This window comes from Streptomyces sp. SID4985, from assembly GCF_009863025.1.
In the GTDB taxonomy this organism is placed as follows: domain Bacteria; phylum Actinomycetota; class Actinomycetes; order Streptomycetales; family Streptomycetaceae; genus Streptomyces.
On the sequence record NZ_WWIR01000716.1, the window covers coordinates 17901 to 30911 of the forward strand.

The window sequence follows — 13011 nt, forward strand, 5'->3', positions numbered from 1 at the left end:
TGCCGGAGCGGCGGGCTGGAACGGCGCAGCGTCTGCTCGGTGTCATCGCTCCGTCGAGGGGTCGTAGACACTCCGGGACTGGCTCCGGCACCCGGGCCCGTCCGGATCGGGCCTCTCATCTGAGTGCGGCCCCTCCTTCCGACTCCCATGTGTCCTGTCCGTCGAGGCCGCTCTCGGCGAGTGCCAGCAGGCGCGGAGCCGACAGCGGGTTCCCGGGGTCGGCGGCGGCGGTCAGCAGCCGGGTGGCGGCTCCGGCCGGCTCGTCCGGGGGGATCACCAGCAGTTCCCAGCGGCCCACGGTGCCGCAGTCCACGGTGATGGCGTGCGCCTCGGCGGCACGATCGGTCAGGACCACCTCGATCACATGGCCGGGCGCCATCACCTCCTGCGGGGCATCGGGCCAGGCGGCGGTCCCCACGGTGACGTGGGTGACGGTGCCGATGCTCGGGTCCAAGGAGCCGACCAGCGCGGGCAGCTCCAGTTCCAGTGCGTCGCAGCGCGGCCACCACGCGCCGTCCAGCGGGCCGTGGCTGACGCCTGGCGTGAGGCGCAGCCGGGGCAAGGGCATCCGGTAGGAGCGGCCGTCACCCGGTGTCGTACCTTCGGCGGGCTCTGTGATGGCGTTCATCGTGCGACCCCGTTCCGGGCGGCCGCCGGCCGCCCGAGTCCGTCACTCGCCGGGAACGGCGCCACCGTGGTCGTGCGCCCGAAAGCTCTCGGTACCTGTCAGGCTACTCCCGGCCGTGGAGGGCGGCCTGGCGCGCGGCCATGGCGGAGAGGCGGACAGCCGGCCCGTGGAGGCACGCCGGTACGGCGGACGGCGGGGGTGTGAGCACCTCCGTCCCGGCCGGTACGACCGCCGGCTCGTCGCCCCTCTGCCGCATCCCCTCTGCCGCATCATCGGCGTGCCCAGGGCAGCCCTTCGAGAGACAGGGTCAACACGCAAGGGGCGACGAGGCCGGGCAGTCCGACGACCTCACCCCTGTTCTGCCAGCCCCAGTACGAGAGGGTGGCTTGTCCTGCCTGGTCGGCGGGATGCAGCAGGGTGACCCCGAGGCGGGAGTGCAGGTCTGTGAGCAGACGCTGTTGCAGGCGGCGGGCGATATCGCGGTGTTGAGCGTGCGGATGGGCCACGACCTGGGTGAGGACGACGAACCGCGCACGGGAGGTGAGCCGCTGGATGACCCCCTGGAGCGTTCCGTCGAACCCCCGCCGACCGGAACCGGCAGGCCCCACCGGAAAACCGAAGGCGCAGCCGACCAGCACCGTCGTCTCCGCGACCAGCAGGGCGAAGCCGGGGCGGTGGGCAGCGACCGCCAGGCGGTGCAGGAAGTCTCCACGGTCGTGGTACGCCTCACCCGGGGTGCCCGCGACGGACTCCGCAGCCAGGTCCGCGATGTCCTCGCGCATGTCTTCGGCCTGCCAGCGGGTCAGCCGGCGAAGCCGGATCCCGTCCTTGAGGACCGGCTGATCCGGCCGACGAGCGGGGTCCCCGGGCGTCCGCGTCGCGGCGTTCACGAGGTCGCCGGACACGACGGGGCCCACGGGGACCGTGAGGAGCAGCGAAGCGGATCCGGTGGCATCGAGGAGCCGGGTGATCTGCGCGCACGGGTGCCGCAGCCTCAGGCGGGCGTGGACCCGGCCGGCGCGTCGCGATGCCGACCGGAGGACGTCCAGGCCCCCCGCGTCGCAGGATCCGACCGTGGTCAGGTCGATGTCGATCACGGTGACCCCGTCCAGCAGACACTGCTCCAACGCGGCCCGCAGCAGCGGCGTCGTGGCCGGACCGATGTCACCGGCAAGCGTGACGAGCGTCCGCTCCCCTCGGTTCCACCGATGGATGTCCAGTCGGGAAAGGGCCATCACGCCTCCCCCCGGTGGGGGCGCCGACCCGCGCGGGTGCTCAGCGCGGCTCCGGCCATGGTGAGCTTGCGCGGAGTTGCTTCGACCGCGGCGGACATGATGCCGACCCGTCTCCGCGCCGGCCACTGGGGCGGCCCGGATTCGTCTCTCGCCGAGGACGACCCGGCGTGGCGGCCGGAGTGCGTGATGCCCTCGGTACTTCAACCGTACGTCGCCCGCAACCGGAAGCGGCTGCGCCGGTCGGCTGCTGCGGGCCGGCGCGGCGGCGCTCGGCGGGGTCATAACGGCCAACCAGCGGGAGACCCTGAGACGAACAGCCGACGGGCACCATCACGCGCGGGGCCGGCATGGCACTACCTTTACCCGTCTGTCCTATGGTCGGAAGCCGCAGTTGCCAACCGGGGGAGGACAGCGATGGGCGACGGCAAGATACCCGGCATCCTCGTCAAGCTCCTCTCGGCGGAATTCCCGGGCGCGCAGGCGCTGAGGAACCAGCTGGCGCAGACCCGTGTCACCCGCCCCTGGGGGAGCGATTCTCCGAGCCTCGATCTGGACGTGCCACCCGGTGTTCCGGAAGCGGCAATCGAGGACGGCGTCATCCCGGCCACCGGTACGGTCACGGACGACTCCGGCGAACTGTTCGGCGAACTGCTGGTCTGGGTGAGCGACGGCAGGCTCTCGGCTCTGGAGTTCTCCTGGTACGGCGACACCGCTCCGACGGAACTCCCGGATCCCGGTCTCGTCACCGTGACGGTGCGGTGAGGCGAAGGGGACCGCAGCTTGAGATTCCTCGAGGCCCATCGGAATGGCTCGGGATTCTTCCTGGAGTCGTCCGTCCGCCCATGGCGTCATTGCGGGGCCCGCGGAGTGATGAACGAATCACTGGAGCGAAGGGCGGGCTGAAGTACGTATCCGCCTTGGCCGATCTCGACCTCGTCGGTGGGGTTGGGGCGATGGGCGTCGATCTCGGCGGCGGTATAGGTCAGCAGTGTGGGGCCGAGGCGGACGTTGTAGCTGTTGGGGTTGACCTGGTCCGGCTCGAAGGGGTTGATGACCAGGCGGCCATCGTGGTTCGCGGCGGTGATCTCGGGTCCGGTGAGGATCATTGTTCGCCTCCTTCGATGAGGTCGGCAGCCGAGGGGAAGGGCGTGGCGAGGACGCTTCGTGCGGCCTGCCCCAGGCGCAGTCCGGCTTGATGCGTGCGTCCGCCGAGGTAGCTGTCGGCGAGGTAGTCGGTGGTCAGCACGCTGCGCGTCGCGGACGGCAGAGGCTCGGGCGTGATGCTCTCTGGCCGCGACGACGAGTTCGTCGCCGTGGTCCTCAAGGGGTACACGGGCATGCGCTGGGGCGAAATCGTCGGCCTGGAGACCGAGTTCGCCCGTCCTGGGGCTGTCCGCGTCGAATGGCAGCTGTACGAACTCGACACGGGCGAGCTGGTGCGCTGTCCGCCCAAGGACGACAGCTACCGCACCATCGACTCGATGGACTGGCTGTCGGCGCTGGTGGCCAACCACATCGCCCGCACGAAACCCGTACCGTGCCCGTGCCACGGCAAGACCTACGTCTTCCGAGGGCAAGGAGCGGCCCGCACAGGCGGCCACCAGGTCGCCAAGCTCGTCGACGTCGCGCGCCGCGCCGGAGTCTCCACGGGCACGGTGTCCAACGTCCTCAACCACCCCAACCGGGTCACCGAAGTCACCCGAGCGGAGGTGAAACAGGCCATCGCGGACCTCGGGTTCGTACGAGGCGGCGCGTTGCCGGAGCACGCTTCCCACTGGCGCCGAAACGGCTTCACCACCTGGCTGTTCACCCCGGCGGTCTCCGGCTGGTACCCGAAGAAGGCACCGCAGGAGGCGCGGCCCGTGCCTTTGCTCGGTGAGCCGTGGCCAGGAGTGCCGGCACGGGGGCGTGGTGCCAGTGAGCGGGCCGACTCCTGCTGGACCCCGATCGCCAAGGGCCTCACCCCGCACGGCCTGCGCCATTCTCACCGGACCGTCATGGAGGACCTCGGCACGGAGAAAGCGCTCATGGACGAGCGCATGGGTCACATCGACGGCTCCGTCTCCGCGCGCTACGCCCACGTCACCCCGGGCATGCGCAAGCGCCTCATGCTCGGGCTCACCGAGCAATGGGAGACGGCACTCGACGCACGCTTGGTGATGAGTCCCACGTCATCGGTGCGCGTACTGCGCAATCTCCTGCACGCACGCAGGGAGTCGCGTATACCGATCGAGCCCTGATGGCCAATGTTGCTGTGCTCCCTTGGCGTTCACCGTTAAGGGGGCACAGCTCTTCCCAAGGACCTTTTGCGTTTCCGGAGCAGAGTCAACCTGGAGCCGCCAGCTCGCTCCGGCGGTTACGGCGAAGGGTGTAGCTCTGCTTCGGGGACTGTGATGGTCAAGCCGCGATGGTGTATCCGTCCTGGTCAGGGTTTCCATGGACGCGGTAGTGCCCCTGGCCTCGTTCTCCCCGTTGGCCTCGTCGCCGTCCGCGTCCGATTCCAGGCTCGTCTCGGCGAGGTTCATGGCCCTTGGTGTTGCTGCGGCAGCGCCGGAAGGGGGCGGGTTCCCTCACAGCCTGGGGTGTCTGTGTCAGGTGAGGTCCCGGCGGCGGCCCACCGGGACCGCGAGCAGGTACAGCGGCGGCAGGAGTGCGGCCGCGCACACCGTCCACAGGGCCGCGTGCGTCCCCACGTAGGTGGCGAGCAGGCCGGCGGTGAGGGCGCCGAGCGGCTGGGCGCCCCAGGAGACGAAGCGGACGGTGGCCATGACACGGGAGAGGAGCTCGGGCGGGGACTCGGTCTGGCGGTGGGTGCGGGTGGTGATCGACCCGATGACGACGCCGAAGGCGAAGCCGGCGTTGCCCAGGGCGAACCAGTACGCGTCGGCCGCGGACGTGGTCAGCGGGACCAGCAGGGCGGCAGCGCCGCCGGCCAACGCGGTCCCGACAAGCCCCCGGGCGGTGCCGAACCGCCGGGTCAGTTGGACCGCCACGGCGGATCCGGCGAGCGCGCCGACTCCGTCCATGGCGAGCACCAGGCCGAGTTGTACGGGCGTCAGCCCGGCCTCCCGGACCAGGTAGAGGGGTGTGAGGGCGACCAGGGCGGCGCAGACGAAGTTGGTGACGGTGGCCCAGAGCATGCAGGGCAGCATCACCGGGTGCCGCGTCACGTACGTCCAGCCCTCGCGGATCAGCCGGAGGGCGCCGTCACCGGTGCGGGCGGCGGGACGGCGCTCGGGGAGGGTGCGCAGCAGCACCGCTGAGAGCAGGTAGCTGGCCGCGTCCACGAGGAGCGCGCCGACCGGGCCCGCGGCGTGCACGAGGAGGCCGCCCCCGGAAGGCCCTCCGGTTTCGGTGACGGCGTGCGTGCCGGACATCAGGCTGTTGCGGGCGGCGAGCTGCCGCTCCGGGACGATGGCGGGCAGAAAGGTGGAGTTGCCGATGTCGAAGAGTACGGTCGCGGCGCCGGTGACCAGAGCCGCGAGCAGCAGGTGCGGATAGGTGAGCCGGTCAAGCCACCAGGCGAGCGGGAGGGATCCGACTGCGGCGAACCGTACGAGATCGAGGGTGACCTGGAGGCGGCGGAGCGGGACGCGCTGGGCGATCACTCCGGCCGGGAGGCTGAGCAGCAGCCAGGAGATCTGTCCGGCGGCGGCGAGCAGGGCGGCCTGGAGCGCGGTGGCGTCGAGGACTGTGAGGGCGACCAACGGGAGAGCGAGAGCGGTGACGGCAGTGCCCGCGCTGCTGACGGTGGCAGCGGCCCAGTAACGCCAGAAGACGGCCGGAGGCGAGGTCGCGTGACGGGTGCTGCGGTGATCGTGCTCCGGGACCGTTGTTGCCTCGCTCATGCGACGCTCACCTTCACTTAGTCTCTTATGGGAACTTACCTGGTTGTGAGTGAGTTCCTATCCGGAACTGACCACATGGCGCAAGATGGCTTCGAAGGCTGGATGCTGCATCCGGAGGACAGGAGACCCATGGTCAGGTCGGTACCCGAGCGGGACGCCGCCTGTGCGATCGCGCAGGCGGCGGCGGTGGTCGGCGACTGGTGGAGTCTGCTCTTGGTGCGGGAGACCGCACGCGGGCACCACCGGTTCGACGTGCTCCAGGAGGAGCTGGGGATCTCCCGCAAGGTGTTGACCGAGCGCCTTGCGCACCTGGTGGAGGCGGAGGTCCTGGAGAAGGTTCCGTATCACAGCGGCCCGGTGCGGTACGAGTACCGGCTGACGGACAGCGGGCGGGGGCTGTTGCCCGTGCTGCTCTCAATGCAGGACTGGGCGGACCGCTGGCTGCTCGGCAACGGCTCGTTGAGCGGCACGGCCGACGAGGAGAGTGCCGAGGCGCGGCGGGTGGCGGGCCTGGTGGGCGAGCGGCTGCCGCCCCTCGAACTGCCGGGACACCGGGACGGTGAGCGGCTGGATCCGGTGGCCGAGGCTGCGGCCACCGTCCTGTTCTGCTACCCGGCGACCGGTCGCCCGGGCCCGCTGCCGGACGGCTGGACCGACATCCCGGGTGCCATCGGCTGCACGCTGGAAAACCGGCTGTTTCGGGACGCGTACGCCGACTTCCGCGCGGCGGGCGCCGAGGTGCGCGGCGTGAGTACTCAACGCCCGGACGAGCAGCGGATGTTCGCGGTTGAGGAGGGTATCCCCTTCACCCTGCTCTCAGACGTCGACCTGAGCCTCGCCGCCGCTCTGAGGCTACCGGTGTTCCGTGCCGGGCAGACACTGCGACTGAAGCGGGCGGTACTGGTGGTGGACCGCGAACGCGTGGTGCGCCAGGTGCGCTTCCCGGTGACGGACATCCCGGGGGCAGTGCGCGAGGCGCTGGCGGTGGTACGGCGGGTGGCGGCGGGGAGCTGAAGGGCGCTGGCGCGGCGACAGCCCCGGGCATGCCGGCTGCGTCCGTCACGGCGACAGCCACTCCCACCCGCCAGCCGCTCCCCGGAGTTGTTCCGATCGTCGTACCGCCTGCCGTTTCCTCCGTCCAAGCCATGGGGATGGCTTGGACGGAGCGCACGCAGCGCACATCCATCTCGACCGCGGAACGCTACTTGCTGGAGCCGCCGGGGAGCCGCTTGCCGAAGTCGGCTCCCAAATGGCTCCCAAAGCGGGCCCGCACAGCAAATCAGGCCCGGCGCTGATCTCTCAGCGCCGGGCCTGACCTGGTGTTACGGCTGTCGGGGTGGCGGGATTTGAACCCACGACCTCTTCGTCCCGAACGAAGCGCGCTGCCAAGCTGCGCTACACCCCGATTGTCGCTGCTCTCGCGGCGACGACGTTTACTTTAGCCCACTGGGGGCCGGAGGCGAAATCCGGTTCTGGGCGGGGTCAGACGCGGCGGCGGGTGGGGGTCGGGCGGGTGTGGTCGAGGGCGATCAGGAGGAGGGCCAGGGCGTAGATCGCGAGGCCGATGAGGAGGGCGTTCGCGAGGGTGCTGCGGTAGCCGTGGGCGGCGGCGTCCAGGAAGGGGTAGAGGTAGCGGCCCCGCACGCTGTCCGAGGGGATGAACAGCGCTCGTGTCAGCGTGAAGATCAGGTACGCCAGCGGGAACACCAGCCACGCCGCCGCCTGGCGCAGGTGCAGCCGGGGGGCCGGGGTGAACAGCAGCCAGTCCAGCAGGGCCGCCAGCGGCAGCACCGTGTGGAGGATCTGGAGCGCGCCCCACTGGGCGTGCCAGCGTTCCGGGATCGCCGAGGTGCCCGTCATCGTGAACGGGGGTGTCGTGTGGGCGAGCAGCACGTGGTACGTCAGCGCGCTCGTCACCATGTAGAGGAGTGCCGCCCCCGACACCGCGGCCGGCACGGCCCGCCGCGCCCGCCAGGACCGCGACGCCGACACGAGCATGACCAGCGCCAGCAGGATCGCCGCCTGGACGCCGAAGTAGCTCAGGATGCGCGACGGGGCGCCGATCATGAGCTCCAGGGCGATCCCCGCCGCCGCGAGGAGCGCGGTTCCCAGGCGGAAGAGCGCCACCCAGGGGCGCCGGATCGGAGCCACCACCGCCGTCACCGGCACCGGCGACGGCTGGAGCACGGGCGGGCTGGGGATCGCCGGCAGGTCGGGGATGTCCCTGGGTATCGGTGCGGTCATGCCCTCACGCTAGGCATAAGGGGTGAAAGGGGCTATTTGGAGTACTCCGGGAGAGGGACACCGCCGTAAGCCCCCAAGATCGCTAGACCCGCCCCACCAGCGTCAGCAACGTCACCTCCGGCGGACACGCGAACCGCACCGGCGTGTACCGGTTCGTCCCGCACCCCGCCGACACGTGCAGATGCGAGGTCCGGCCCGCCACCGAGTGCGTCGACAGCCCCTTCACCCGGTCCGTGTCCAGGTCGCAGTTGGTGACCAGGGCGCCGTAGAAGGGGATGCAGAGCTGGCCGCCGTGGGTGTGGCCCGCGAGGATCAGCGGGTAGCCGTCCTCCGTGAAGGCGTCCAGCGTGCGCAGGTACGGCGCGTGGACGACGCCCATCGAGAAGTCGTGACCGGCCGTGGGTCCACCGGCCACCCGGGCGTACCGGTCGCGCTTGATGTGCGGGTCGTCCAGGCCCGTCAGCTCGATCGAGGAGCCGTCGATCTTCAGGGTTCCCCTGGTGTTGGTCAGGTTGAGCCAGCCCGCGGAGTCGAACCCGTCCCTGAGGTCCTCCCAGGGGTTGTGGACGACGCCGGTGGCGGGCGCGTTGCCGTTCAGGCCGTGGCGGCCGCTGGCCTTCTCCAGGAGGTAGCGGGCGGGGTTGCGCAGCTTGGGGCCGTAGTAGTCGTTGGACCCGAAGACGTAGGCGCCCGGGAACTCCATCAGCGGGCCGAGCGCGTCCAGCACCTCGGGGACGCCCTCGGGGTCCGAGAGGTTGTCGCCGGTGTTGATCACGAAGTCGGGGCGCAGCCCCGCGAGCGACTGCAGCCAGCGCCGCTTCTTGCCCTGGCCGCTCACCATGTGGATGTCGGAGACCTGGAGCACCCGCAGCGGGCGCATCCCCGGCGGCAGGACCGGCACGGTCACTCGTCGGAGGCGGAAGGAGCGGGCCTCGAACCCCGCCGCGTAGGCCACTCCGGCGGCGCCTGCCGCCATGATCCCCAGGGGTACTCCGTATCGCGCGCGCATACGACCATCGTGTCAGACCCCGGTGCGACGGCGAGACCGGGAGCCCTTTGGCGCAAGGGGTGTTCGGGCCGCGAAATCCGGGCGCGCCCCCGACCGCGCACCTGCGACAATCGGACCATGACCACCACGCTCAAGGCGAAGCTGCACGACGACCTCAACGCCGCGATCAAGGAGCGCGACGAGCTGCGCTCCTCCACGCTCCGGCTGACCCTGGCCGCGATCTCCAAGGAAGAGGTCGCCGGCAAGGAGAAGCGCGAGCTGTCCGACGACGAGGTCCTCAAGGTGATCACCAAGGAGGCCAAGAAGCGTCGCGAGGCGGCCGAGGCGTTCGCGCAGGGTGGTCGTGCGGAGTCGGCCGAGCGGGAGAAGGCGGAGGGCGAGCTCCTCGCCACGTATCTGCCCAGGCAGCTCTCCGACGACGAGCTGAACGCGATCGTCTCCCAGGCGGTCGAGGAGGCGAAGGCCGCCGGTGCCGAGGGCCCGCGTGCCATGGGCGCCGTGATGAAGATCGTGAACCCGAAGGTCGCCGGTCTGGCCGAGGGCGGCCGCGTCGCCGCCGTCGTGAAGAAGCTCCTCCAGGGCTGACGGCCCCGGCCGGACTCCGGGAGTCCCGCCCGTAAAACGACTTCGGGGCCGCACCCCCTGCTCGCGCAGAAGGTGCGGCCCCGCCGTCGTACGTGCCTCAGTTCCGGCGGCCGCCGTTCGCCCCGCCGTTGCCCTGACCCTGGCCCTGCGTCGGGTTCTGCGGCACCGTCACGGTCGGGTTCGTCGTACCGGGAGTGCCGCCGCCGGTGCCGCCCCGGGTCCCCGTGCCGCCGCCGTTCGTCAGGCCGCCGAAGAGACCGCCGATCAGGCCGCCGCCGCCCGGGTTGCCCCGATGACCGCCGCCCGTACGGCCGTTGTCGCCGCCGTTGTCCCGGCCGCCGTCCCTGCCGTGGTCGTCGTCATCGTCGTCGGGGATGTCGATCAGCTGGAAGTCCGGGGCGGCCTTTCCGACGAGGGCGCCCGCCATGGCGTCCTTCCAGATCGGGCCGGGGACCTCGCCGCCGTAGACCAGCGGGCGGTAGATCCCGCCGATGGTGATACGGGACATCTTCAGGTCCTGCTGGGCGCTGCCGACCCAGACCGCGCCGGCCAGGTTGGGCGTGTAGCCGACGAACCAGGCGTTCTTGCGCTCGTCCGTCGTACCCGTCTTGCCCGCGCTCTCGCGGTCCGTGAGGCCCGCTTCCTTGCCGGTGCCGGAGTCGACCACGCCGCGCAGCAGCGTGTTCACCGTGTCCGCGGTCTTCTGGCTCATCGCGCGCGAGCAGCTCGTCCTCGGGACCGGGAGCGACTTCTTCTCGGTGCCGACCCTCTGGGTGATGGACTCGATGGCGACCGGCGTGCAGTACGTGCCGCGCGAGGCGAAGGTGGCGTACGCGCTCGCCATGGTCAGCGGCGACAGGCCGATCGAGCCGAGCGCCATGGACGGCGACTGCGGGATCTTGGTGCCGTTGCCCTGCACCACGTGCATCGCGTCGGTGATCTTCGCGACGGGGCACAGGCCGATGTCGGAGATGAGCTGCACGAAGTAGGTGTTGACCGACTTGGCCATCGCCTCCTTCATGCGGTACGGGCCCTTCTCGGACTCGTTCTCGTTCTCCACGGTCTCGTGCTCGGTGTTGCGGTACGCGGTGCCCTTGCACCCCTGCACCGGGCTCGGGTACTCCATCTTGTACGGCGAGGAGTACGACTGGGTCGGCGGCTTGCCGCCCTCGATCGCGGCCGCCGCCACGAACGGCTTGAACGTCGAGCCGGTCGGGAAGCCGAAGTTGGAGCCGCCGTACGCCTTGTCCACCGAGAAGTTGTACTCGGTCTCGTCCTTGCCGTAGCCGAACGGCTTCGACTGGCCCATCGCCAGGACCTTGCCGGTGCCCGGCTCGACCAGCGTGGCGGCCGCGGCGACCTTGTCGGACTTGTAGACGTGGTCCTTGAGGGAGTCCTGCACGGAGTCCTGGGCCTGCGGGTCCAGGGTCGTACGGATCGTCAGGCCGCCCTTGTTCCAGAGCTTGGCGCGCTCCTCGCGGGTCCTGCCGAAGACCGGGTCGGTCAGGAAGACGTACTCCACGTACTTGCAGAAGAAGGCCGCGCCGCGGGTCGCGGTGATGCAGCCGTTCTTCGGCTGGCTGACGTGCAGCCCGAGCGGCTTGTCCATCGCACTGTCGGCGTCCGCCTGGGAGATGTCGCCGACCTCGGCCATGCGCTGGAGCACGGTGTTGCGCCGCTTGGTGGCCTCGGCCTCGTCGTTCACCGGGTCGTAGCGGCTCGGGGACTGCACGATGCCGGCGAGGAGCGCGGACTCCTGGAGGTTGAGGTCCTTGGCGTGCTTGGAGAAGTAGCGCTGCGAGGCGGCCTCGACGCCGTACGCCTGCTCGCCGAAGAACGTGATGTTGAGGTAGTTCTCCAGGATCTTCTTCTTGCCGAGCTTCTCCTCGATCTGGATCGCGTACTTCAGCTCGCGGACCTTGCGGCCGAGGGTCTGCTGGGTGGCCTGGGCGACCTTGGTCGGGTCGTCACCGGCCTCCTCGATGAAGTAGTTCTTCACCAGCTGCTGGGTGAGCGTGGAGGCGCCCTGCGCGACCCCGCCCTCCTGGGCGTTCTTGTTCAGGGCGCGCAGCACGCCCTTGAGGTCGACCGCGCCGTGCTGGTAGTAGCGCGAGTCCTCGATCGCGACGATCGCCTTCTGCATGTACGGCGAGATGTCCTTGAGGTCCACCACCGTGCGGTCACGGGAGTAGACGGTCGCGATCTGGTGGCCCCGGCTGTCCAGTATGGTCGTGCGCTGGCTGAGCTGGGGGCTCTTGAGGTTGGCGGGGATCTCGTCGAAGCCCTGGACGGAGCCCTTCGCCGCGAGGCCCAGCGCGCCCGCGGCGGGCAGTGCGATGCCCGCGAGCACCGCCCCCGCCAGCACACTGACACCGAGGAACTTGGCGGCCTGCTGCGTCGTCGAGAGGCCACCGCCGGAGCGCTTCTTTGGCATGGGGGCAGCCTAATCCGTACTGATGAGCGTTCCGATGGACCGACAGTCCTTCGGGATGTTCGGGTGCAGGATCGTGACGTACGCCGATGGCACGCGGGCGTCATGGGGACACGCGGGCGTCATGGCACGGCGCGGCGGGGCGCGTCCGTGTTCATTCGCCGGACACGCGCACAGGCATTGGCCTAAGCTGCTCTCAACTGTCACAGCGGTGCGGCCATGTAGCAATACGTCCGGCGACCCCGAATCGTTCCGGGAGTACCCCCACTTTCCGGCGGGGCGTGTCCGAATCCGCCTCATGTGTCACCGGACGCCCCTTGTGGTGCACCACAACTGTCCCGCTTCGCCGGGATGATCACGCATGTCGTCAGCTCACTCCTCCGGGTGATCTGCCGCTTACCCATAGTCCGTTCGGGCCATTCAAGATTGGGCCCGACGGGGGTGTTGCGCTGTCCGCGCCTTCCGTAACGTCCTCAACTGGCGGCGGTGAATATGCCGCTGCCGCCGTGGGGGAGCCTCGATTCGGGAGAGGACGGCGCCGGTATGGGCTGGGTTACCGACTGGAGTGCGCAGGCCGCCTGCCGCACTACCGATCCGGATGAACTGTTCGTTCAGGGAGCAGCGCAGAACAGGGCGAAAGCGGTGTGCACCGGGTGCCCGGTGCGGACGGAGTGCCTGGCGGACGCGCTGGACAACCGCGTGGAGTTCGGTGTGTGGGGAGGCATGACGGAGCGCGAGCGCCGCGCCCTGTTGCGCCGGCGCCCCACCGTCACCTCCTGGCGGCGTCTGCTGGAGACCGCCCGTTCGGAGTACGAGCGCGGCGCGGGAATCGTGCCCCTCGACAACGACGAGGTGTACGAGAACTACGCGGCGGTCAGCTGAGGGCTTGCCCCCGGCATAGGCCGACGGGCTGGGTACGGGCTAGGTACCGGGCGGCTGCGTGTGCCGCTGCCCAGGTGCGGCGGGGCCGTGTGTGCTGCTGCCGTACGGGCGTGTGCGCCATGAGGTCAGTTTCGTGCGGCTCTCATCAG

General features: G+C 70.2%; 10 protein-coding genes, 1 tRNA gene and 3 pseudogenes. 5 read left to right on the forward strand and 9 right to left on the reverse strand.

Annotation, left to right across the window (positions count from 1 at the left end; translation table 11 throughout):
• Positions 1-115: 115 nt before the first annotated feature.
• The gene (locus GTW40_RS31670; RefSeq protein ID WP_237525861.1) at positions 116-628 is read right to left on the reverse strand and encodes a DUF5994 family protein; all 513 of its coding nucleotides are present in this window, start codon (positions 626-628) and stop codon (positions 116-118) included.
• 269 nt (positions 629-897) lie between these two features.
• A complete protein-coding gene (locus GTW40_RS31675) occupies positions 898-1863 on the reverse strand; it encodes an STAS domain-containing protein (protein WP_161183573.1) in 966 nt (321 codons plus the stop codon).
• A gap of 414 nt (positions 1864-2277) precedes the next feature.
• On the opposite strand from GTW40_RS31675, the gene GTW40_RS31680 reads away from it, so the two are divergent.
• Positions 2278-2625: a hypothetical protein gene (locus tag GTW40_RS31680; protein WP_161183574.1), complete on the forward strand. Its 348-nt coding sequence runs from the start codon at positions 2278-2280 to the stop codon at positions 2623-2625.
• A 134-nt stretch (positions 2626-2759) separates the two neighbouring features.
• Here GTW40_RS31680 and GTW40_RS31685 read toward each other — a convergent pair.
• Positions 2760-2969, reverse strand: a pseudogene (locus tag GTW40_RS31685) (dCTP deaminase); the annotation flags it as partial.
• Positions 2966-3142, reverse strand: a pseudogene (locus GTW40_RS31690) (bifunctional metallophosphatase/5'-nucleotidase); the annotation flags it as partial. The pseudogenes GTW40_RS31685 and GTW40_RS31690, both read right to left, overlap by 4 nt.
• 1 nt (position 3143) lies before the next feature.
• Between GTW40_RS31690 and GTW40_RS31695 the strand changes: the two are divergent.
• Positions 3144-4103: pseudogene (locus GTW40_RS31695) on the forward strand (LacI family DNA-binding transcriptional regulator); the annotation flags it as partial.
• 351 nt (positions 4104-4454) lie between these two features.
• Here GTW40_RS31695 and GTW40_RS31700 read toward each other — a convergent pair.
• Positions 4455-5711: an MFS transporter gene (locus GTW40_RS31700; protein WP_161183575.1), complete on the reverse strand. Its 1257-nt coding sequence runs from the start codon at positions 5709-5711 to the stop codon at positions 4455-4457.
• A 129-nt stretch (positions 5712-5840) separates the two neighbouring features.
• Here GTW40_RS31700 and GTW40_RS31705 point away from each other — a divergent pair, with 129 nt between their 5' ends.
• On the forward strand, positions 5841-6725 hold the full coding sequence (locus tag GTW40_RS31705) for a winged helix-turn-helix transcriptional regulator (protein ID WP_161183576.1): 885 nt from the start codon (positions 5841-5843) through the stop codon (positions 6723-6725).
• Positions 6726-7042: 317 nt separating this feature from the next.
• On the opposite strand, the gene GTW40_RS31710 is transcribed toward GTW40_RS31705, so the two are convergent.
• The 3 genes from GTW40_RS31710 to GTW40_RS31720 form a co-directional block, all read right to left on the reverse strand.
• A tRNA-Pro gene (locus GTW40_RS31710) sits at positions 7043-7116 on the reverse strand.
• A 77-nt stretch (positions 7117-7193) separates the two neighbouring features.
• Positions 7194-7955, reverse strand: a complete 762-nt coding sequence (locus tag GTW40_RS31715; protein WP_161183577.1) for a Pr6Pr family membrane protein — start codon at positions 7953-7955, stop codon at positions 7194-7196.
• Positions 7956-8037: 82 nt separating this feature from the next.
• Positions 8038-8964 carry a metallophosphoesterase gene (locus GTW40_RS31720; RefSeq protein ID WP_161183578.1) on the reverse strand — a complete coding sequence of 309 codons (927 nt, stop codon included), beginning with the start codon at positions 8962-8964 and terminating at the stop codon, positions 8038-8040.
• 117 nt (positions 8965-9081) lie between these two features.
• On the opposite strand from GTW40_RS31720, the gene GTW40_RS31725 reads away from it, so the two are divergent.
• A complete protein-coding gene (locus GTW40_RS31725) occupies positions 9082-9549 on the forward strand; it encodes a GatB/YqeY domain-containing protein (RefSeq protein ID WP_161183579.1) in 468 nt (155 codons plus the stop codon).
• 97 nt (positions 9550-9646) lie between these two features.
• Here GTW40_RS31725 and GTW40_RS31730 read toward each other — a convergent pair whose 3' ends face one another.
• On the reverse strand, positions 9647-11983 hold the full coding sequence (locus GTW40_RS31730) for a transglycosylase domain-containing protein (RefSeq protein WP_161183580.1): 2337 nt from the start codon (positions 11981-11983) through the stop codon (positions 9647-9649).
• Positions 11984-12523: 540 nt separating this feature from the next.
• On the opposite strand from GTW40_RS31730, the gene wblA reads away from it, so the two are divergent.
• On the forward strand, positions 12524-12862 hold the full coding sequence (wblA, locus tag GTW40_RS31740) for a transcriptional regulator WblA (protein WP_018547931.1): 339 nt from the start codon (positions 12524-12526) through the stop codon (positions 12860-12862).
• Positions 12863-13011 lie beyond the last annotated feature (149 nt).

Bases quoted from the DNA above. Each gene is read 5' to 3' on its own strand.
- GTW40_RS31670 (WP_237525861.1), bottom strand. From the start codon at position 628: ATGAACGCCATCACAGAGCCCGCCGAAGGTACGACACCGGGTGACGGC.
- GTW40_RS31675 (WP_161183573.1), bottom strand. From the start codon at position 1,863: ATGGCCCTTTCCCGACTGGACATCCATCGGTGGAACCGAGGGGAGCGG.
- GTW40_RS31680 (WP_161183574.1), top strand. From the start codon at position 2,278: ATGGGCGACGGCAAGATACCCGGCATCCTCGTCAAGCTCCTCTCGGCG.
- GTW40_RS31700 (WP_161183575.1), bottom strand. From the start codon at position 5,711: ATGAGCGAGGCAACAACGGTCCCGGAGCACGATCACCGCAGCACCCGT.
- GTW40_RS31705 (WP_161183576.1), top strand. From the start codon at position 5,841: ATGGTCAGGTCGGTACCCGAGCGGGACGCCGCCTGTGCGATCGCGCAG.
- GTW40_RS31715 (WP_161183577.1), bottom strand. From the start codon at position 7,955: ATGACCGCACCGATACCCAGGGACATCCCCGACCTGCCGGCGATCCCC.
- GTW40_RS31720 (WP_161183578.1), bottom strand. From the start codon at position 8,964: ATGCGCGCGCGATACGGAGTACCCCTGGGGATCATGGCGGCAGGCGCC.
- GTW40_RS31725 (WP_161183579.1), top strand. From the start codon at position 9,082: ATGACCACCACGCTCAAGGCGAAGCTGCACGACGACCTCAACGCCGCG.
- GTW40_RS31730 (WP_161183580.1), bottom strand. From the start codon at position 11,983: ATGCCAAAGAAGCGCTCCGGCGGTGGCCTCTCGACGACGCAGCAGGCC.
- wblA (WP_018547931.1), top strand. From the start codon at position 12,524: ATGGGCTGGGTTACCGACTGGAGTGCGCAGGCCGCCTGCCGCACTACC.